Source organism: Roseateles sp. P5_E8, assembly GCF_054177665.1.
Genome location: NZ_JBGCUM010000005.1, coordinates 1 through 17,882, shown reverse-complemented (window position 1 = coordinate 17,882; position 17,882 = coordinate 1). Strand labels below are relative to the sequence as shown.

General features: G+C 67.0%; 16 protein-coding genes. 6 read left to right on the top strand and 10 right to left on the bottom strand.

The window, feature by feature from the left end; genetic code table 11:
- Positions 1-628: 628 nt before the first annotated feature.
- The 5 genes from ACXRVZ_RS04325 to ACXRVZ_RS04305 form a co-directional block, all read right to left on the bottom strand.
- Positions 629-1,363: an ABC transporter ATP-binding protein gene (locus tag ACXRVZ_RS04325; RefSeq protein WP_457418105.1), complete on the bottom strand. Its 735-nt coding sequence runs from the start codon at positions 1,361-1,363 to the stop codon at positions 629-631.
- Entirely contained in the window at positions 1,360-2,103 is a 744-nt protein-coding gene (locus tag ACXRVZ_RS04320) for an ABC transporter ATP-binding protein (RefSeq protein WP_458232202.1), read from the bottom strand. The genes ACXRVZ_RS04325 and ACXRVZ_RS04320 overlap by 4 nt, the downstream gene beginning before the upstream one ends.
- A 155-nt stretch (positions 2,104-2,258) precedes the next feature.
- On the bottom strand, positions 2,259-3,470 hold the full coding sequence (locus tag ACXRVZ_RS04315; protein WP_457418101.1) for a substrate-binding domain-containing protein: 1,212 nt from the start codon (positions 3,468-3,470) through the stop codon (positions 2,259-2,261).
- Positions 3,471-3,630: 160 nt separating this feature from the next.
- The gene (locus ACXRVZ_RS04310) at positions 3,631-5,127 is read right to left on the bottom strand and encodes a sigma-54 interaction domain-containing protein (protein ID WP_457418099.1); all 1,497 of its coding nucleotides are present in this window, start codon (positions 5,125-5,127) and stop codon (positions 3,631-3,633) included.
- 77 nt (positions 5,128-5,204) lie between these two features.
- The gene (locus tag ACXRVZ_RS04305) at positions 5,205-7,403 is read right to left on the bottom strand and encodes a TonB-dependent receptor (protein ID WP_457418097.1); all 2,199 of its coding nucleotides are present in this window, start codon (positions 7,401-7,403) and stop codon (positions 5,205-5,207) included.
- 260 nt (positions 7,404-7,663) lie between these two features.
- Between ACXRVZ_RS04305 and ACXRVZ_RS04300 the strand changes: the two genes are divergently transcribed.
- Positions 7,664-8,611 (top strand): MBL fold metallo-hydrolase, encoded by a 948-nt coding sequence (locus ACXRVZ_RS04300; RefSeq protein WP_457418095.1) that lies wholly within the window; start codon positions 7,664-7,666, stop codon positions 8,609-8,611.
- 21 nt (positions 8,612-8,632) lie between these two features.
- On the opposite strand, the gene ACXRVZ_RS04295 is transcribed toward ACXRVZ_RS04300, so the two are convergent.
- From ACXRVZ_RS04295 to ACXRVZ_RS04275, 5 genes are all read right to left on the bottom strand, one after another.
- Positions 8,633-8,959 (bottom strand): type II toxin-antitoxin system RelE/ParE family toxin, encoded by a 327-nt coding sequence (locus ACXRVZ_RS04295; protein ID WP_457418093.1) that lies wholly within the window; start codon positions 8,957-8,959, stop codon positions 8,633-8,635.
- The gene (locus ACXRVZ_RS04290; protein WP_457418091.1) at positions 8,956-9,228 is read right to left on the bottom strand and encodes a type II toxin-antitoxin system Phd/YefM family antitoxin; all 273 of its coding nucleotides are present in this window, start codon (positions 9,226-9,228) and stop codon (positions 8,956-8,958) included. The genes ACXRVZ_RS04295 and ACXRVZ_RS04290 overlap by 4 nt, the downstream gene beginning before the upstream one ends.
- A 41-nt stretch (positions 9,229-9,269) precedes the next feature.
- Positions 9,270-10,367 (bottom strand): alpha-hydroxy-acid oxidizing protein, encoded by a 1,098-nt coding sequence (locus ACXRVZ_RS04285; protein WP_457418089.1) that lies wholly within the window; start codon positions 10,365-10,367, stop codon positions 9,270-9,272.
- A 115-nt stretch (positions 10,368-10,482) separates the two neighbouring features.
- On the bottom strand, positions 10,483-10,992 hold the full coding sequence (locus tag ACXRVZ_RS04280) for a YgjV family protein (protein WP_457418087.1): 510 nt from the start codon (positions 10,990-10,992) through the stop codon (positions 10,483-10,485).
- A 26-nt stretch (positions 10,993-11,018) separates the two neighbouring features.
- Complete coding sequence (locus ACXRVZ_RS04275; RefSeq protein ID WP_457418085.1) at positions 11,019-12,194, bottom strand: AI-2E family transporter; 1,176 nt, start codon at positions 12,192-12,194, stop codon at positions 11,019-11,021.
- A gap of 107 nt (positions 12,195-12,301) precedes the next feature.
- Here ACXRVZ_RS04275 and ACXRVZ_RS04270 point away from each other — a divergent pair, with 107 nt between their 5' ends.
- The 5 genes from ACXRVZ_RS04270 to ACXRVZ_RS04250 all read left to right on the top strand — a co-directional run bounded on the left by ACXRVZ_RS04270 (position 12,302) and on the right by ACXRVZ_RS04250 (position 17,558).
- Positions 12,302-13,177, top strand: coding sequence for a YihY/virulence factor BrkB family protein (locus ACXRVZ_RS04270; RefSeq protein WP_457418083.1), 876 nt, complete (start codon positions 12,302-12,304; stop codon positions 13,175-13,177).
- Between the two features lie 202 nt (positions 13,178-13,379).
- Complete coding sequence (locus ACXRVZ_RS04265; RefSeq protein ID WP_457418081.1) at positions 13,380-14,156, top strand: GntR family transcriptional regulator; 777 nt, start codon at positions 13,380-13,382, stop codon at positions 14,154-14,156.
- Position 14,157: 1 nt separating this feature from the next.
- The gene (locus tag ACXRVZ_RS04260) at positions 14,158-15,885 is read left to right on the top strand and encodes a fumarate reductase/succinate dehydrogenase flavoprotein subunit (protein WP_457418079.1); all 1,728 of its coding nucleotides are present in this window, start codon (positions 14,158-14,160) and stop codon (positions 15,883-15,885) included.
- An 11-nt stretch (positions 15,886-15,896) separates the two neighbouring features.
- A complete protein-coding gene (locus ACXRVZ_RS04255) occupies positions 15,897-16,157 on the top strand; it encodes a 4Fe-4S dicluster domain-containing protein (protein ID WP_458232201.1) in 261 nt (86 codons plus the stop codon).
- 6 nt (positions 16,158-16,163) lie between these two features.
- Positions 16,164-17,558 carry an ABC transporter substrate-binding protein gene (locus tag ACXRVZ_RS04250; protein ID WP_457418077.1) on the top strand — a complete coding sequence of 465 codons (1,395 nt, stop codon included), beginning with the start codon at positions 16,164-16,166 and terminating at the stop codon, positions 17,556-17,558.
- Positions 17,559-17,882: the final 324 nt, after the last annotated feature.

The following is a 17,882-nucleotide window of genomic DNA, read 5'->3' as shown; positions in this document are numbered from 1 at the left end:
CGGAGCGCGTGTCTGCCCGGTGCATTGCCGGGAGTCCGTCCCGGCGGCCGGGTAACTTTCTTCTGCGGGGCCAGAAGAAAGTCACCAAAGAAGAGGCCCTGAACCGCACACGACCGCGGCGCCGCGAAGAGCGGCGCGCGAAAACATCCACTGGCTTTGCGGGCAGACGCGACCCGCTGCGCTCTCGCTGCTGTCCTTGTGACGAGTGCCATGGCGCGCCACTTCATGCCGCCTAACGCCGGCTGCACGCCGGGCTCACCAGGAATACCGCGTCGCTGGGGCGACGCTACGGAGGTGCTGGCAGCGATCGCGTCGCCCGAGCGACGCTGCATTTGGTTTTCTCGTGAGCACGGCGTGCAGCCGCGCGTTAGGCGGGCAAGCGCTGCGATGGATGGTGCGGGTGACAAGGACAGCAGCGAGAGCGCAGCGGTTCGCGTCTGCCCACTCGCCGAATGGCCGTTGCACGGCGCAGCTCGTGCACATGGCGCTGGTGTGCGGTTCAGGGCCTCTTCTTTGGTGACTTTCTTCTGGCCCCGCAGAAGAAAGTTACCCGGCCGCCGGGACGGACTCCCGGCAATGCAGCGAGCAGGCACGCGCTGCCCAAGAGCAACCCACAAGCACGCGGAAGTCATTGATGCGCCCCCAACGACAACCCCAGCAACCGCTGCTGCAACTCCGCGTCCTCGATCAACTCTCGCATCGCCCCGTGATGCACAACCCGGCCGTCATCCATCACCGCAACCGAATCCCCCAACTCAGCCGCCACCCGAAAGTTCTGCTCCACCAGCAACACCGTCGTGGCCGACGTCTTCTTCAGCTCCCGCAACGCCGTGATCAGGTTGGCCACGATGGCCGGTGCCAGCCCCTTGCTTGGCTCGTCGATGACCAACAGCTCACGTGGCTCGATCATGGCCCGCGCAATCGCCAGCATCTGCTTCTGCCCGCCCGACAACTTGCCCGCCGGGTGCTGCCAGAAGATCTTCAGCGCGGGAAACAACCCGAACAGCCACTCCAGCCGTTTCGCATCGAGGTCGCCAATCCGCTTGGCCGAACGCGCCGCCAGGAGCAAGTTCTCCGCCACGCTCAGCTCGCCAAAGATGCCCATGGTCTCCGGCACATAGGCGATGCCACGCGACGCAATGTCGGGCGTGGCGAGCTTGGTGATGTCTTCGCCCTTGAAGCGCACCGAGCCCGCGCTCGCCGTCCACAGCCCCATCAGAGTCCGCAGCGTGCTCGTCTTGCCCGCGCCATTGCGGCCTAACAGCATCGTGACTTGACCGGCCGGCACATCGAGGTCCACGCCGTGGAGGATGTGATACGCCCCGACGTGCGTATGAACACCGCGCAACTCAAGCAGGTTCATGCAGCCACCCCGAGATAAGCCTCTTGCACGATGGGCGACGCAATCACCGTCGCCGGGTCGCCATCAGCCACCAACTTGCCCTGGTGCAGAACAATGATGCGGTCCGCCAGCTCGCGCACCACGTCCATCTTGTGCTCCACCAAAAGCAGCGTGTGCTTCTTCTCCACCTTCAGCGCGCGGATCAAGTCCAGCACGACAGGCACCTCGTCCACGCTCATGCCGGCCGTCGGCTCGTCGAACAGATAGACCTTGGGGTCCAGCGCGATCAGCATGGCCACTTCGAGCTTGCGCTGGTCGCCATGCGGCAGGCTGGCGGCGAGGTCATCGGCTCGCGAGCCGAGCCGCACACGGTCCAGAATGGCGCGCGCCTCGTCGATCAGTTCGCGATGCGACAGCCACACCGACAGCATCCGCAGCCCCTTGCCATGCCGTGCCTGCACCGCCAACCGCACGTTCTCCAGCACCGTCAGATGCGCGAATAACTGCGTCAGCTGAAAGGCCCGCCCGAGGCCGCGCCGCGTCCGCACCGGCGCCGGCAGCTTGGTCAGGTTCTCGCCATCCAGCCAGACCTCGCCGCTGCTCGCGGGCAGCTGGCCCGAGATCAGGTTGAAGTAGGTCGTCTTGCCCGCGCCGTTGGGGCCGACGATGGCCGTCAGCGTGCCGGGCTGGAAGGCGCACGACACGCCGTCGACGGCCACATGGCCACCGAAGCGGATCGTCAGGTTTTTGGTCTCAAGCATGAAGGCTGTTTCAGCGCGGAAAGCCAAATCGAGGCGTAGCGAGCGGGTGCTGAACTAGGCGCGGGGGGACCCATGAACCGGAACGTACTTCCTGTACGTGAGGATTCATGGGAGGACCCGCAACGACGTGCAGCGCCCGCGCAGTAGCCGAGCGATCAGCGCTTGTTGCGGATGGGGACCTGCATCTCTTCAGGCTTGATTTCCCTGACCAGCTCCGGCACACCCCACGGGAACGCCGGGTCCACCTTGATCTTGAAGTGATACATCGACTGCATCGCCTGGTGGTCCTCAGCGCGGAAGGTCATCCTGCCCTTGGGCGTCTCGAAGCTCATGCCCTCCATGGTCTTGATGAGCTTGTTGGTCGTCGTGTCGCCGCCGGTCTTCTTCAGCGCCTCCACCAGCGCAATCGCCGCGCTCATGCCACCGGCCGTGAAGAAGTCAGGCGGAGCCTTGAACTGCTTGTAGTGGTTGGCCACCAGCCACTCGTTGACCGGGTTCTTCGGGATGCCGAAGTAGTAATACGTCGCCCCCTCCATGCCCGGGAACTGCTTGTAGGCCGTCATGGCCGGCAGGATGTTGCCGCCCGTGCCCACGCCGATGCCGTAGCGCTTTTGCAGGTCCAGGGCCGCCAGCGCGCCGAAGGGCGGCGTGGCGCCGGCCCATACGACGGCGATGACCTTGGGGCCTGGCTTGTCCTTCAGCGCGTCCACCAGGCGCTGGATGCCGGCGGTGAAGTCGGTCGTCGCCGTGGGAAGGTATTCCTCATGGACGATCTTGGCCTTCTTCAGCGCCTCCTTGAAAGCCTTCACGCCGTCGCGGCCGAAGGCGTAGTCCTGGGCCAGCACGCCGATGTTCAGGCCCGCCACGTCGGCGGCCACAGCATTGCCAATCGCGTCCTGCGACGAGTTGCGGCCGGTGCGGAAGATGTACTTGTTCCACTTCTCGCCGGTGATGGAGTCGGCCACGGCGGGCTCCACCAGCAGGATCTTCTTGTACTCCTCAGCCACCGGCAGCATGGCCAGCGCCACGCCGCTGGACGACGGGCCGACGGCGATGTCGGCCTTGTCGTCGCCGTAGGCCGCGGCCAGCAGGCTCTTGCCCACGTCGGGCTTGCCCTGGTCGTCCTTCTCGATGACGACGAGCTTCTTGCCCGCCACGGTCATGGTGCCGCCGGTGGCGTAGTCCAGGCCCATCATGAAGCCGATCTGCGTCTGCTTGCCGTAGGCCTCCAGCGGGCCGGTCTTGCTGTAGACGTGGGCGATGCGGATTTCCTTGTCGGCAGCCAAGGCGAGGCCGGGGACGGTGACCGCGAGGGTGGCTGCGGCGAGGGCCAGGCGACGAGAAACGGGGCGCGTGGTGTGGCGCATGGGGCATGTCTCCAGAAGTTCGTCATGTCTGCTCTGTCGGCAGACGGTGTCTTCCCTTTTTGCAAGGGCCGTGCCCGGCGGGGAAGTGGGCGCCGGGGCGGTTTTCGTCGGGGTTGTCCCGAGGTTTTTGGCCGTTAGGGACCGGGAGAGTGTCCGAAATTCAGGCGTTGTCCGAAAGCTGGACTTCCAGGTCCGGCCAGCGCGACAGTCTTTCGTACAGCGACGCTCGGGAAATCTGCAGCAACCTCGCCGCAGCCATGCGATTGCCGCCGGTTGCCCTGAGCGCGCGCGCGATCGCATCGCGTTCCAGGGCTTCGATCAGTTCGGGCAGGGGGGCAACCGCCTGCGATGTCATCGCCGCCAAGGCGTTGGGTTGCGGCGCCCGGGCAACAGCAACCGTTGCCGGCCCCGCCGACCCGCCCTTAAAACTCGCCGCCGTCAGCTGCATGTCGTCGCTCATCAGGCTGACCTGCTCCAGCGTGTTCCTCAGCTCGCGGATGTTGCCGGGCCAGGCCTGCTGCATCAGCCATTCGATGGCGTCGGGGCTGAGCAGCTTTTGCGGCATGCCGCTGCGGCGGGCGATGTCTTCGCCCAGGGCCTCGGCCAGCGCCTCGATGTCGTCCAGCCGCTCCCTCAAAGCCGGCACGCGGATGGGCAGCACATTCAAGCGGTAATACAGGTCGGCGCGGAACTGGCCGGTAGCGACCATGCTCGCCAGATCGCGGCTGGTGGCGGCGATCACTCTCACGTCGACGCGCAGCACCGTGTTGCTGCCAAGAGGCTCCACCTCCTGCTCCTGCAAGACGCGCAGCAGCTTGCTCTGCAGCGCCAGCGGCATGTCGCCGATCTCGTCCAGGAACAGCGTGCCGCCGTCGGCCAGCTTGAACTTGCCGTCGCGGCCCTTGCGGTCGGCGCCGGTGTAGGCGCCCGGGGCGACACCGAAGAACTCGGCCTCCAGCAGCGTCTCGGGCACGGCGGCGATGTTGACGCCCACCAGCGGCCGGTGCGCGCGGCGCGACGCGGAGTGGATGGCGTGGGCCATCAGCTCCTTGCCGGTGCCGGTCTCACCCAGCAACAACACTGTTGAGTCGGTCTGCGCCACGCGACGCGCCTGACGCTTGACCTCCAGCGCCGCCGGGCTCGCGCCGATGAAGCTGGCAATCGTGTACTTGGGCCGGCGCTGCGCGGCGAGCTGGCGGCGCGTGTCCTCCAGCTCCTGCTGCAGCCGGCCGAACTTCTGGATCAGCGGCTGCATCGTCGTCTCGGGGTGGTCAAGCAGCACCAGGCCCAAAGCGCCGATGACCTCACCCGCGTCGTTGCGCAGCGGCAGGCGGCTGACGAGGAAGGTGCCGGCCTTGTTGGTCAGCAGGTCCACCAGCACCGGCTTGCCGGTCTCCAGCACCTGCAGCATCTGCGTGTTGGGCACCACGTCTTCCACGCGCTTGCCGACGAACTCGTGCTCGTCGGTGAACCCCAGCGCCGGCAGGAAGCGCTTGTAGCCATCGCTGATCCAGACGACACGGTGGTCGCGGTCCACCACCATCATTCCTTCGGTCGAGCGCGCCAGCACGTCGAACATGGACTGCGCGGCCAGGCGCAGCAGCCCGTCGACATCCTGGGGGATGCCGGTGGGTGTCTGAGTTTTGGACAGTGGCATGGCCGGCGCAATGTACCGCGCCGGCCTATTCGGCGGGCCGAGACCGATGCCGCTCGGTCTCGCCGTCAGGTCCGTGTTCAGAACTTGTACGTCCCGCCGACGGTGACCGTGCGCGGCGCGCCGTAATAGGCGTTCAGCACCCCCAGGCCGGCGATGTTGTACCCATCGGTCTTGTAGGCCTTGTTGGCCAGGTTGGCGCCCTGCAGGAAGAAGCTCAACTTGGCGTCCTTCTCCCAGATCAGCCCGGCGTTGACCAGCGTGTAGGCCTCCTGCGCCAGCGACTCCGACAGGTCGGTCGTCGGGTAGACCTTGGTGCGGTGCGTCACGCCGATGCGCGAGCGCAGCGTGCCGATGGAGAGCCTGGCGGTGTGCTCGATGTTCAGCCCGGCCTGGTACTTGGGCGTGTTGGTGAACTTCTTCTGGTCGGCCACGTTGACGCCGCGATCGATGTACTCGTCGTACTGGGCGTCCAGGTAGGCGAGGTGGCCGCTGAGGCGCCAGTCGGCCGTGGGCATCCACAGGAACTCGACCTCGCCGCCCTTGAGCGTGGCCTTGCCGGCGTTGGTGAAGTCGCCAAAGAAACCGGGCGTGCCGTTGGGCAGGGTGTAGCTGGTGAACACCGACAGCTGCACGTTCTTGTACTTGTTGTGGAAGAGCGCCGTGTTCAGCTCCAGCCGGCCGCCGTCGAGGACCATCTTGGCGCCGACCTCCAGAGAATCCAGCTTCTCGTCCTCGAAGGGCTTGCCCGATGACGGAAACGAAACGGTATTGGCGCGGATGTTGTAGCCACCGCTCTTGAAGCCGCGCGAGGCGGTCGTGTAGAGCTTGACGGCCTGGCTGGCGCGGTACTCGAGCGACAGGCGCGGCGAGGTGTTCTTCACCGCACGCGTCTGGTCGAAGTTGGCCGGCACGGCGATGGGCGCGCCGCTGAACTGGTCGTTGGCGAAGGCCTGGTTCAGCACGACGGCGCGCTTGCTTTCGTCCGTGTAGCGCAGCCCGGTGCTGATGGAGAACTGCGGGCCCAGGCGCCAGCTCCAGTCCGCAAAGATCGCCTTGCCCTCGGTGTAGACGAGACCGTTGGTGGTGCCGAAGCTGGCATTGAAGAAGTTGTTGCGCACCGTGCCGCCGGCGCGGCCGTCGAAGTAGTAGGCGCCGATGACGCCCGAGCTGTTGGCCCCCTCGTAGATGGCCTGCAGCTCGTGGCTTTGCGAGCTGTCGTGGTACTCGGCGCGCACGTCCGCAATCTTGTTGGGCAGGCCGTCGAAGTCGATGGACGTGTTGGTGTCAGACGCCCGGTGGGCCAGGATGTACTTCAGGCTCCAGTCATTGCTGACGCCCCAATTGAGCGTCAGCGACTCTCCCTCGCTGGTGGTGCGATTGGCATTGGGCATGCCGCTGGCGATGTCGAAGCGGCTCGCCATAGGCGGCGTCTTGGCGGGGTCGAAGGGGCTCACGTTCAGGCGCTGGAAGCCGCGCATGTGCGAGGCGTCCACGGTGCGGTCCACCGACACCTGGGCGTTGAAGCTCGAGCCGGTCGGGAACCAGCCGGCCGACAGGCGGCCGCTCGTCGTGTTCTGGTCGCTCACCGCGCTGCCGTCGGTCAGGTTCCTGCCGTAGCCACCGCGGTTGAGGCTGGCGCCGGCCACGCGCAGGCGCAGCTGGCCGTCGGCCAGCGCCGTGCCCACGCCGCCCTTGGCCGTGACCTGGCCGTAGCTGCCCATGGCCAGCGTCACCGCGCCCTCGGTCTTTTGCGGCAGAGGCTTGGAGACGTACTTCACCGCGCCGCCCACCGTGTTCTTGCCGTACAGCGTGCCCTGCGGGCCACGCAGGATTTCCACGCGCTGCACGTCGTAGACATCCAGCAGCGCGCCCTGCGGCCGGGCGATGTAGACGTCGTCGAAATAGATGCCGACGCCAGGGTCCACGCCCCAGAGCGGGTCCGCCTGGCCCACGCCGCGGATGAAGGTCGTCAGCGTCGTGTTGCTGCCGCGCGCCGCGTAGATGGTCAGGTTGGGCACCTGGCCTTGCAGGTCGCCCAGGTCCTTGATGGCCAGCTTGTCGAGCTGATCTGCGGTCAGCGCCGTCACGGCCACCGGCACGTCCTGCAGTGACTCCTCGCGCTTGCGGGCCGTGATCTTGACGGTCTCCAGCGTGGCGGTGGTTTCGGCGGGCACGGTCTGCGCGGCGGCCGGCAGCGCGATGCAGGTGCCAAGGCCGCAGAGGATGGCGAAATGCAGCGGCTGGATGCGGAAAAGCGCCGGTAGGCGTCGGGGCATGTCTTGTCTCCTGATAGGTCTTGTGGTGCCAGGTGACAAAGCGCAAAAGCCATGCCCGAGCCAACTTGGGGCAAACCCCGCGCAAACCCTTGCGGGTTGACCCGCGTTTTGGCCGTTTCAGGCGCGGGCACTGTCCGGATTCCAGCCGTTCACTCGCGGTCGGCCTGTCCAGTTCGCAGACAACAGCCCTGGGGGCTGCGGGGCTGTCGGGCCGCCGATATGCTGCGCCGCTTCGCTTCCCCACCCCCCGGAGACTCACGATGATCAAACGCCTGCTGCCCGCCGCCCTGGCCACTGCCCTTGCCCTGGCCTGCATGGCCCCGGCCTTTGCCGCCGGCCCGCAGCTCAAGGGCCAGGCGCCGGGCTGGTACCGCCTGCAGCTGGGCGATTTCGAAATCACCGCCCTCTTCGACGGCACGCTGGACCTGCCCGTCGACAAGCTGCTGCAACAGCCCGCGCCCAACACGGTCAAGGCCCTGCAGCACGCCTACCTCGGCCTGCCGCTGGAGACCTCCGTCAACGCCTATCTGATCAACACCGGCAGCAAGATCGTGCTGGTGGACACGGGCGCCTCCGGCCTCTTCGGCCCGACGCTGGGCCGCATGCTGGCCAACCTGAAAGCCGCCGGCTACAGCCCGGAACAGGTCGACGAGATCGTCATCACCCATATGCACGGCGACCACATCGGCGGCACGGGCGCCGACGGCAAGGCCAACTTTCCGAACGCGACGCTGCGCGTGGACAAGCGCGATGCCGATTTCTGGCTGGCACCCGAGCAGGTTGCCAAGGGCGACGGTGCCAAGGCCATCGCCGCCAACGTCAAGGCCTATGCCGACGCGGGCCGCTTCAAGCCCTTTGAGGGCAGCGCTGCTGGCGTGGAGATCGTCCCCGGCGTCAAGGCTTTCCCGGCCTATGGCCACACGCCCGGCCACAGCAATTACGTGGCCGAAAGCAAGGGCCAGAAGATCGTCTTCTGGGGCGACCTGATGCACGTCGCTGCTGTGCAGTTCCCAGAGCCGGCGGTGACGATGAGCTTCGACTCCGATCCCAAGGCCGCCGCGCCTGCTCGCGAGAAGGCCTACGCCGCTGCGGCCAAGGACGGTTATTACGTCGCCGTGACCCACGTGTCATTCCCGGGCATTGGCAAGCTGCGCGTCGATGGCAAGGGCTATGACTGGCTGCCGGTGAACTACTCCGCCAATCGTTGAGGCGGGCCCGCCGCGACAGGTTCAGTCGACCGCGCGCAGAAGCCGGCGGGAGAGCAGGGTGCGCAGGTCGCGGCGCGCATCGCAGACGATGTGGACGTAGATAACGTCCGTCGTGACCTCGTAGATGATCCGGTTCATGCCCGAGATCAACTGGCGGTACTGCTCCAGGCCAAGGTCTGCCAATTCCTCGGGGACGGCGCCACCAAGGGGAAAGGTCTTGAGCGTGCCGAGCGACGCCTTGAGCTTGGCCTTCGTGTCCAGCCAGGTCTCGACGCCGAACTTCTTCGCCACGTAACGGCGAATGATCTTGAGGTCTTCTTCTGCGCCAGCGAGGAAGACGACCCTCATGCCCCGTCGGCCGCGTCCAGATCGGCAAACACGTCGTCGGCATCGCGAAAGCGACCCTGCTCCATGTCTCGCTTGCCCAGGGCCAGCAGCTTGAGCAGCGCCATCGTCTCCTGTTGCCGTTCGTAGGAGTCCACGTCCATGACCACCAGCTTGGCCTCGCCGTTCTGAGTGATCAGCATCGGCTCGCCGGTCTCGGAAATGGTCTTGACGATTTCTGCCGCGTGGCTCTTGAGATGGCTGATGGGTTTGACCTGCGTGGAAAACTTCATGGCGGGCCTCCGCAAACCAGAGGACCGAATATAGACCGAATTCAGTCTTTCAGCTCGTTGGCGGCGTGCAGCCGGCGCAGCTCGGCCGGTGACGCGGCGCCGCTGCAGAACAGCGCCATGCGCAGTTCCTGCTCCTGCTGCGCCATCCAGTCGTCCAGCGCGGCGTCGCCCCACAGCGCGGCCTGGATGGCGGGCCTGGCGTAGCCGACACGCTCGGCGCCCAGTGCGATCAGCTTGGCGGCGTCCAGCCCCGAGCGCACGCCGCCGCTGGCCCAGGTTTCGATCTCGGGCACCAGCCGCTGCGCCGCGCGGACCGAGGCGACCGTCGATTCGCCCCAGCCGGCAAACGTGCTGGCCACCTGAGCCTGCAGGCTGTCCTGCGGCGCGCGGCCGCCTTCGATGCGGCCCCAATGCGTGCCACCCAGGCCGCCCACGTCCAGCGCGCCAAGGCCCAGGCCGGGCAGCTTGGCCAGCGTGCGCGCCGAGAACCCGCAACCGGTTTCCTTCAGCAGCACGGGCACATCCAGGCCTTCGCACACGGCGCGCAGGGCCGCCAGGCCGCCGCGGAACTGCGGTGCGCCGGCCGGCTGCAGGCATTCCTGCAAGGCATTGAGATGCACGGCCAACGCCTGGGCCTGGGCCGACTGCATCAGCCGGCGCAGCAGCGCCAGCGGCGTGGCCACCACCTGGCTCAGGCTGAGGCTGCCGATCAGCAGGAGTTCGGGCGCGGCGTCACGCAGGCGCTGCCACTGGCTCACGGCAGCGGCCAGGTCGGCCGGGCCGCCGGGCTGGCGGTGTTGCGAGCTCAGGCCCATGGCCCAGCCACGGCGGGCGCAGGCGCGGGCCAGACGGCGGTTCAGTTCGACGGCCTCCGGGTGGCCGGCGTTCAGGCCGACGACATGGAAGGGCGTGGCCGTGGGCTGACCAAAGGCGCGGGCGTCCAGGCGGATGTCCTCGAAGTCCAGCTCCGGCAGCGCGTCGTGCGCCAGGTGCACGGCGTCCAGCCCCGACAGGCCCGTGGCCTCGTGCTCCGGCGCCAGCGTCTGGCGCAGCAGCTCATGCCAGCAGGGCTCAACGGCAGCCGGCTGCAGCGTGGCGGGCGTCGCGGGGGTGAGGCGGTCGAGCGTCTGGATGTCCATGGGAGTCTCCTGCTGAATCTGGAGGCGGCGCATCGATGCACCTGCCGAGACCGCCATGGTCTGCCGCGCAGGTTGCAAGCCGGCTTCACGGAGCCGGCCGTTTGTTTCAATGGTTTCAGCGGGGCTGTGGTGCCCTGTTCCTGAGCATGCGGGCGATGGTCACGAGGTTCACCGCCGCCACCACCACCTCCAGCGCCGTGCCGCCGATGGAGCCGGCGATGACGTTGTTGGCGATCCACAGCCCCGTGCCGCAGAGCATCAGCAGCCGCATGGGCACGCCGGTCAGCGTGAACAGGGCGATGGTGCCCAGGCAGGAGGCGGTCAGCGGCAGCCAGTCGCTGGGCTTCTCAGCCAGGCCCAAGCCGAAGCCGATGTTGGCCGACACCATCAGCACCGCCACCCACACCGAGCGCGTGTGCAGGGACAGCACCGAGCGCAGCATGGACAGCAGCGAACTCGCCACCGCCGTCGGGTTGCCCAGCAGCGCAAAGTGGATGACGTAGGCAAGGCACTCGCCGGTCATGAACCACTTGAAGCGGCGGTCGTCGGTCTGCAGGAAGCAGGCGACGCCGAGCACGAAGGCGGCGTAGCCGAAGAGTTGGGCGGGGGAGAACCAGTCGGGCATCGCCGGGATTGTCCAGCCCGCCCGGCTCAGGTGCCCATCAGCTCACCGATGGGTTTGAGTTCGTCCACGCGGTCGCACACCGCCTTCACGCTGGCCAGGATGGGCACGCCCAGCAGCAAACCCCACAGGCCCCACAGCCAGCCGAAGGCCAGCACGCCGATGAACACGGTGACCGCGTTCATGCGGCTGCTGCGGCTGCTGAGCCAGGGCATCAACAGGTTGCCGGACAGCGTGTGCACGCCCAGTGAGATGCCGGCCACCAGCAGCACCATGTCGACGGTACCGAACTGGACGAAGCTCAACAGGCCCGAGCTGACTGTGAGCACCGTGGCGCCGACGTAGGGGATGAAGTCCAGCACGAAGGCCGTGGCGCCCCAGACGGCAGCATGCTCCATGCCGACCAGCGAGAAGGTCAGCCAGATGGTCAGGCCCACCGCCGCACTGGTGATCACCTGCACCACCAGATAGCGCTGCACCTGCGCGCCGATCTCGTCCAGCGTCTGGACCGTCAGTCGGCGCTTGGCGAAGGTCGGGCCGGCGAGGTGCACCAGCTTGCGCCGGAAATGGTTGCCGGACGCGAGCAGGAAGAAGGCGATGAACACCACCACGACCGCTTGGCCCAGCGAGGCCAGCAGGCCCAGCGTGCCGGTCCAGAGGTAGTCATGCAGGTTGAAGCGCGGGCGCTCGATGACCACGCGCGTGGCGCCGCGCGGGCCTGCCAAAGGTGGCCCCCCGGCGTCGGCGGCCTGTTCCAGGTGCGTGGCCGCCTTCTGCACTTGCGCCAGCGCGCCAGTGCTGCCGGGGCGGTTGGCCGCCACGGCGGCGCGCACCTTGGCTGCGGCTACGGGCAGTGATTCCATGAGCTTGCTGGCGTCGTCAGCCAGCGAATAGACCGTCCATCCCATGCTGCCCACCAGACCCAGCAGCAGCAGCGCCGCCGCCAGGGCGCGCGGCAACCGCAGGCGCTCCAGGCGGTCAGTCAGCGGCGCGAGCGCGTGGCTCAGCATCACGCCCAGCAGCACCGGCACGATCACTGCGCTGGCCCAGTGCAGCGTGTACACCACGGCCAGAAGCGCCAGCACGGCAAGCGCGGTGCTGCGCACGGAGATCGGCATGTGCGGACGCAGCGGCTCACTGGTGGGCGGGCTGAGCAACGCCTCGGCAGGGGCGTCGGGCAAGGGATTGACAGGCGAGAGGTCCATGCACGAGCGTACCGCCGCGCTCGCATGGCCGGCTGTCAGCGCACGCCGACAGCGCACAGGTGCGGCGGCCGACAGACCACTGCCGCCAGGGTCTCGACGCTGCTGCCATGCGCCTCTTCCTCCGCCAGTTCTCACGCCAGATCGCCCGGCTGCTGCATGACCCCTGGGGCTTTGTGTGGCATACGCTGAAAGCCTTCCGCGCCAATCAGGGCCTGCTGCTGGCCGGCGCAGTCGCCTATTACGCGCTGCTGTCCATCGTGCCGCTGCTGATCCTGAGCGTGATCGCCCTGTCGCACTGGGTGGACCAGGCGCAACTGCTGGCGACGGTGGGCCGCTACCTGGAGTGGCTGATGCCGGGGCAGTCCGCCGCCGTGGTGGCCGAGCTGGCGCGTTTTCTAGCCCACCGCGACGTGATGGGCTGGGTGCTGCTCGTCAGCATGCTGTTCTTCAGTTCATTGGCGTTCTCGGTGCTGGAGAGCGCCATGCAGGGCATCTTCCACCACCGCCGCAAGCTCAAGCCACGCCACGCGCTGATCTCGGCGCTCATCCCCTACCTCTACATCCTGTCCTTGAGCGTCGGCCTGCTGCTGGTGACGCTGGTGGCAGGCAGCTTCCAGGCGCTGGGGCAGCGCGAGGTGGAGTTCCTCGGCTACTCGTGGTCGCTGCACGGCGTGTCGGGCGTCATGCTCTACCTGCTCGGCTTCGCTGGCGAGGTGTTCGTGCTTGCGTCGGTCTACATGGTCATGCCGGGCGGGCGGCCGTCGCTGCCGCTGGCGCTGATCGGCGCGCTCGCGGCGGCACTGCTGTGGGAGGTGTCGCGGCATGTGCTGGTCTGGTACTTCGGCACGCTGTCGCAGATCGGCACCGTCTACGGCTCGCTGACGACGGCCATCGCAGTGCTGCTGAGCCTGGAGATTGCGGCCACGCTGCTGCTGTTCGGCGCCCAGGTGATCGCGGAGTTCGAGCGCCTGGATGACGCTTGATGATGTTTGAAACTCAACAGTTCACTGTTGAATTCTCAGCAGACTGTTGACGGATGAACAGCACTTGCAAGTGGTGTGGTGACAGGCCCACCGAGCCCGTTTTCATAGGAGAAACGGCCTCGTTCTGAGGCCCTGGGGACAGCCGGCACAGCGCTTGCGATGAGAGCACCTGACATGACAGGTCAGGCCCCGCTCGCATCCGATGAACTCCCTCGCCTTCGCTGACGCAGCACTGCACCACGGCCCCGCCGCCGTACGGCTGTACAGCCGCATCCGCGAGGACATCCGGGCCCGCATCGTCAGCGGTGCCTGGCAGCCGCATGACCGCCTGCCGTCCGAGAGCGAGCTGATGGGCCTGTATGGCGTCAGCCGCATCACCGTGCGCCAGGCCTTGAGCGATCTGCAGAAGGAGCGCGTCATCTTCAAGGTGGCGGGCAAGGGCAGCTTCGTGTCTGCGCCCAAGCCCTTCCAGGAACTGGGCCGGCTGCAGGGCTTCGCCGAAGCCATGGGTGCGCTGGGCCACGACACCTACAACCGCCTGCTGTCCGTGGCCACGGTGCCCGCAACCGAGGAAGTCGCCCAGCGCCTGCAGCTCAGCGCAGGCGACCTCGTCACCGAGATCCACCGCGTACGCCACGTCGGCGCGCAGCCTGTGTCGCTGGACCTGACCTGGCTGCCGCTCGCACTCGGCCAGCGCGTCGCCCGCGAGGACCTCGCCGTGCGCGACATCTTCGGCATCCTGGAAGCCGACTGCGCCGCGCCGCTCGGCCATGCCGACCTGGTCATGGACGCCCGGCTGGCCAGCGCCGACCAGGCCGCGCTGCTGGGCGTCGAGCCCGGCGCGCCGCTGCTGCACATCGAACGCCTCACCCACGGCCGCGACGGCCGGCCGCTCGACTACGAGCACCTGTACTGCCGCGCCGACAACTTCCAGTACCGGCTGCGCCTGCAACGCAGCCCCTCATCCGATCTCGTCTGACATGAACCTCATAGAAACCGAAGTCGACGTCCTCGTCATCGGCGGCGGCACCGCCGGCCCGATGGCGGCCGTCAAGGCCAAGCAGGCCAACCCTCAGCTTCGCGTGCTGCTGCTGGAGAAGGCCAACGTCAAGCGCAGCGGCGCCATCAGCATGGGCATGGACGGCCTGAACAACGCCGTGCTGCCCGGCCACGCCACGCCCGAGCAGTACGTGCGCGAGATCACCGTGGCCAACGATGGGATCGTCAACCAGAAGGCCGTCATGGCCTACGCCGCCAACAGCCATGCGATGGTCGAGGAGCTGGACCGCTGGGGCGTCAAGTTCGAGAAGGACGAGACCGGTGACTACGCGGTCAAGAAGGTCCACCACATGGGCAGTTATGTGCTGCCGATGCCGGAAGGCCACGACATCAAGAAGGTGCTCTACCGCCAGCTCAAGCGCACGCGGGTCGAGGTCACCAACCGCCTCGTCGCCACGCGCCTCTTGACGCACGAGGGCCGCATTGCAGGCGCGATGGCCTTCGACTGCCGCACGGCCGACTTCCACGTCATCCGCGCCAAGTCCGTCGTGCTGAGCTGCGGCGCCGCCGGGCGCCTCGGTCTGCCGGCCAGCGGCTATCTCTTCGGCACCTACGAGAACCCGACCAACGCGGGCGACGGCTATTCCATGGCCTATCACGCGGGGGCGGAGCTGTCGGGCATCGAGTGCTTCCAGATCAACCCGCTGATCAAGGACTACAACGGCCCCGCCTGCGCCTACGTGACCGGCCCCTTCGGCGGCTACACAACCAACGCCCAGGGCCAGCGCTTCATCGAGTGCGACTACTGGTCGGGCCAGATGATGTGGGAGTTCTACCGCGAGCTGCAGGGCGGCAACGGCCCGGTGTTCCTGAAGCTGGACCACCTCGCCGAAGAAACGATCCAGGAAATCGAGACCATCCTGCACACCAACGAGCGGCCCAGCCGCGGCCGCTTCCACGCCGGCCGCGGCACGGACTACCGAGAGCGCATGGTGGAGATGCACATCTCCGAGATCGGCCTGTGCAGCGGCCACTCAGCCTCGGGCGTGTGGGTCAACGAGCATGCGCAAACCACGGTGGCCGGGCTGCATGCCGCCGGCGACATGGCGAGCGTGCCGCACAACTACATGCTGGGCGCCTTCGTCTACGGCAAGCTCGCCGGCGAGAGCAGCGCGGCGTACTGCGCGGCGAACGACTTCGCGCCGGTCGACGCCGGCCAGGTCGAGGCCGAGCGCGCCCGCGTGCAATCGCCCCTGCTGAGGCAAAACGGCCTGCCGCCCAGCCAGGTCGAATTCAAGCTGCGCCGCATGGTCAACGACTACCTGCAGCCGCCCAAGGTCACCAAGAAGATGGAGATCGGCCTGGAGCGCTTCGAGGGCATCCGCGAGGACCTCGACCAGCTGCAGGCCCGCGACCCGCACGAGCTGATGCGGGCGATGGAAGTGCACTTCATCCGCGACTGCGCGGAGATGGCCGCACGCGCGTCGCTGTTCCGCACGGAGAGCCGCTGGGGCCTGTACCACGCGCGGGTCGACTACCCGGAACGCAACGACGCGGACTGGTTCGTCCACGCGCAACTGCACAAGGACGCCGATGGCCGCATGGCCTGCTTCAAGCGTGCCATCGAGCCCTACATCGTGCCCATCGCTCAGGCCGACAGCTCGGCCTACGCACGGCTGCGCATTCCCGCTGAACCCGTGCCCGCCTGAAGGATCAGCCCATGACTACCGCCATGACCACCCCCATCCGCCCGCAGGCGTTGACGCCCAGCCAGGTGCCCGTCACCGTCGACGCCGACAAGTGCATCGCCCACAAGGGCTGCACCGTCTGCGTGGACGTCTGCCCGCTCGACGTGCTGGCCATCGATCTCAGCAAGGGCACGGCCTACATGAAGTTCGACGAGTGCTGGTACTGCATGCCTTGCGAGAAGGACTGCCCCACCGGCGCGGTCCACGTCGAGATCCCCTACCTCCTCCGTTGAACTGACATGAAGAAGCTGACTCTCCTCGCCCTGTCTCTTGCGCTGGCTGCCGGCGCCCATGCCGAGACCATCCGCGTCGCCATCGGCACGCAGGACACGACGATCAACTGCGCCACCGGCGGCCTGTTGATCCGCGAACTCAAGCTGCTGGAGAAGTACCTGCCCAAGGACGGCAAATACAAGGGTGTCACCTACGACATCCAATGGAAGAACTTCACCTCCGGCGCGCCGCTGACCAACGAGATGGTCGCCGACAAGCTGGACATCGGCTCCATGGCCGACTTTCCCGGCTCCAACAATGGCGCGGCCTTCCTGAAGGCCGGCAAGCAGAGCCTGTTCCTGACCGTGCTCTCCGGCAGCACGCTGGGCAGCGGCAACGGCATCGTGGTCCCGAAGCAGTCGACCCTCACGTCGCTGTCCGAGTTGAAGGGCCGCACGATCTCCGTGCCCTTCGCGTCCACCGCCCACGGCATGCTGCTGCGGGCCATCGCCTCGCAGGGCTGGGACCCGCAGAAGGACGTCAACATCATCACGCAGGCGCCCGAGGTGGCCGGCCCCGCGCTGCAGGCCAACAAGATCGAGGCGCATGCCGACTTCGTGCCCTTTGCGGAGCTGTTCGAGCACCGCGGCATTGCCCGCAAGATCTATGACGGCGCGCAGGCGAATGCGCCCACGTATCACGGCTCGCTGGTGGCGGGCGACTACGCGAAGAAGTACCCGGAGATCGTCGTTGCGTTCCTGCGTGCTGCTCTGGAAGCGGATCGGCTGATGGCTGCCGAACCGGAGAAGTACAGCGAGCTGATTGAGAAGGTCACCGGCATCGAGGCCGCGGTGAACTACCTCTACCACGGGCCTCTCGGCCTGCAGACGCGCGACAACACCTGGAAGCCGGAGTACCGCAAGGCGCTGGCGACGTCCATCGAGACGCTGAAGCTGATGGGGCGTGAGTCGCCATTGAAGGCGGAGACCTTCGTGGACGACCAGTACATCCGCGCAGCGTTCAAGGCCTCGGGGTTGGACTACGAGGCCAGGTTGAAGAACTACGACAAGCTGGGGTTGAAGGCATCCGATGCCGTGACAGGCAAGCCGATTGTTGATTTCCAGCGGGTGGCTGGGATCTGGTTGGTGGGCGAGCCGAAGGTGCGGCATTACGCGTCGATTGAAGGTGCGTTGGCGGACCTGCGCAAGCTGGAGGGCGAGGGCAAGAAGGCACGCGGCGTGTATGTGCATGACCTGGTGCATCGCATCAAGCTGCTAGCGCCGAACTCGTGGTTCGTCGCCGATGGCAAGGGGCAGTTGAGTGCGTTTTTGCAGAAGGATGCTGCTGACGCTTATGCGGCTGCGGTGAAGGGCAAGGCGTTGGACTTTGCTGGCGCGCAGGCGGCGGCGAAGGTTCGCTGAGCGTCGGGGTTGCGATGAACAGCTTTGGCTTTGTGGCTAGGCCCAGCCGGGGGTTCGTCCCGGCGGCCGACCTACTTTTTGCGCCGCCAAAAAGTAGGCAAAAAGCTCTCCCCTGCGAAACCGCCCGGCGGAGCCGGGTGCCCTGCGATTCTCGAAACCCGGGGCCGCACCCAACTCACTTCGCTACGCTCCGTTCAAACAAAGGGGTGCGAAGTCAGAGCTTGAGGCTCGCTGCGCTCGCGCCCCGGGTTTCTGCGCTTCTCGGCGGTTTAGAAGGGGAGGTTCCCGGAACAGCCAACAGCCAAACCCCGAAGCCGTTCGGTG

What these genes read in the sequence shown, in the direction of transcription:
- ACXRVZ_RS04325 (WP_457418105.1), bottom strand. Translation starts at nt 1,363, where the DNA reads ATGAACCTGCTTGAGTTGCGCGGTGTTCATACGCACGTCGGGGCGTAT.
- ACXRVZ_RS04320 (WP_458232202.1), bottom strand. Translation starts at nt 2,103, where the DNA reads ATGCTTGAGACCAAAAACCTGACGATCCGCTTCGGTGGCCATGTGGCC.
- ACXRVZ_RS04315 (WP_457418101.1), bottom strand. Translation starts at nt 3,470, where the DNA reads ATGCGCCACACCACGCGCCCCGTTTCTCGTCGCCTGGCCCTCGCCGCA.
- ACXRVZ_RS04310 (WP_457418099.1), bottom strand. Translation starts at nt 5,127, where the DNA reads ATGCCACTGTCCAAAACTCAGACACCCACCGGCATCCCCCAGGATGTC.
- ACXRVZ_RS04305 (WP_457418097.1), bottom strand. Translation starts at nt 7,403, where the DNA reads ATGCCCCGACGCCTACCGGCGCTTTTCCGCATCCAGCCGCTGCATTTC.
- ACXRVZ_RS04300 (WP_457418095.1), top strand. Translation starts at nt 7,664, where the DNA reads ATGATCAAACGCCTGCTGCCCGCCGCCCTGGCCACTGCCCTTGCCCTG.
- ACXRVZ_RS04295 (WP_457418093.1), bottom strand. Translation starts at nt 8,959, where the DNA reads ATGAGGGTCGTCTTCCTCGCTGGCGCAGAAGAAGACCTCAAGATCATT.
- ACXRVZ_RS04290 (WP_457418091.1), bottom strand. Translation starts at nt 9,228, where the DNA reads ATGAAGTTTTCCACGCAGGTCAAACCCATCAGCCATCTCAAGAGCCAC.
- ACXRVZ_RS04285 (WP_457418089.1), bottom strand. Translation starts at nt 10,367, where the DNA reads ATGGACATCCAGACGCTCGACCGCCTCACCCCCGCGACGCCCGCCACG.
- ACXRVZ_RS04280 (WP_457418087.1), bottom strand. Translation starts at nt 10,992, where the DNA reads ATGCCCGACTGGTTCTCCCCCGCCCAACTCTTCGGCTACGCCGCCTTC.
- ACXRVZ_RS04275 (WP_457418085.1), bottom strand. Translation starts at nt 12,194, where the DNA reads ATGGACCTCTCGCCTGTCAATCCCTTGCCCGACGCCCCTGCCGAGGCG.
- ACXRVZ_RS04270 (WP_457418083.1), top strand. Translation starts at nt 12,302, where the DNA reads ATGCGCCTCTTCCTCCGCCAGTTCTCACGCCAGATCGCCCGGCTGCTG.
- ACXRVZ_RS04265 (WP_457418081.1), top strand. Translation starts at nt 13,380, where the DNA reads ATGAACTCCCTCGCCTTCGCTGACGCAGCACTGCACCACGGCCCCGCC.
- ACXRVZ_RS04260 (WP_457418079.1), top strand. Translation starts at nt 14,158, where the DNA reads ATGAACCTCATAGAAACCGAAGTCGACGTCCTCGTCATCGGCGGCGGC.
- ACXRVZ_RS04255 (WP_458232201.1), top strand. Translation starts at nt 15,897, where the DNA reads ATGACTACCGCCATGACCACCCCCATCCGCCCGCAGGCGTTGACGCCC.
- ACXRVZ_RS04250 (WP_457418077.1), top strand. Translation starts at nt 16,164, where the DNA reads ATGAAGAAGCTGACTCTCCTCGCCCTGTCTCTTGCGCTGGCTGCCGGC.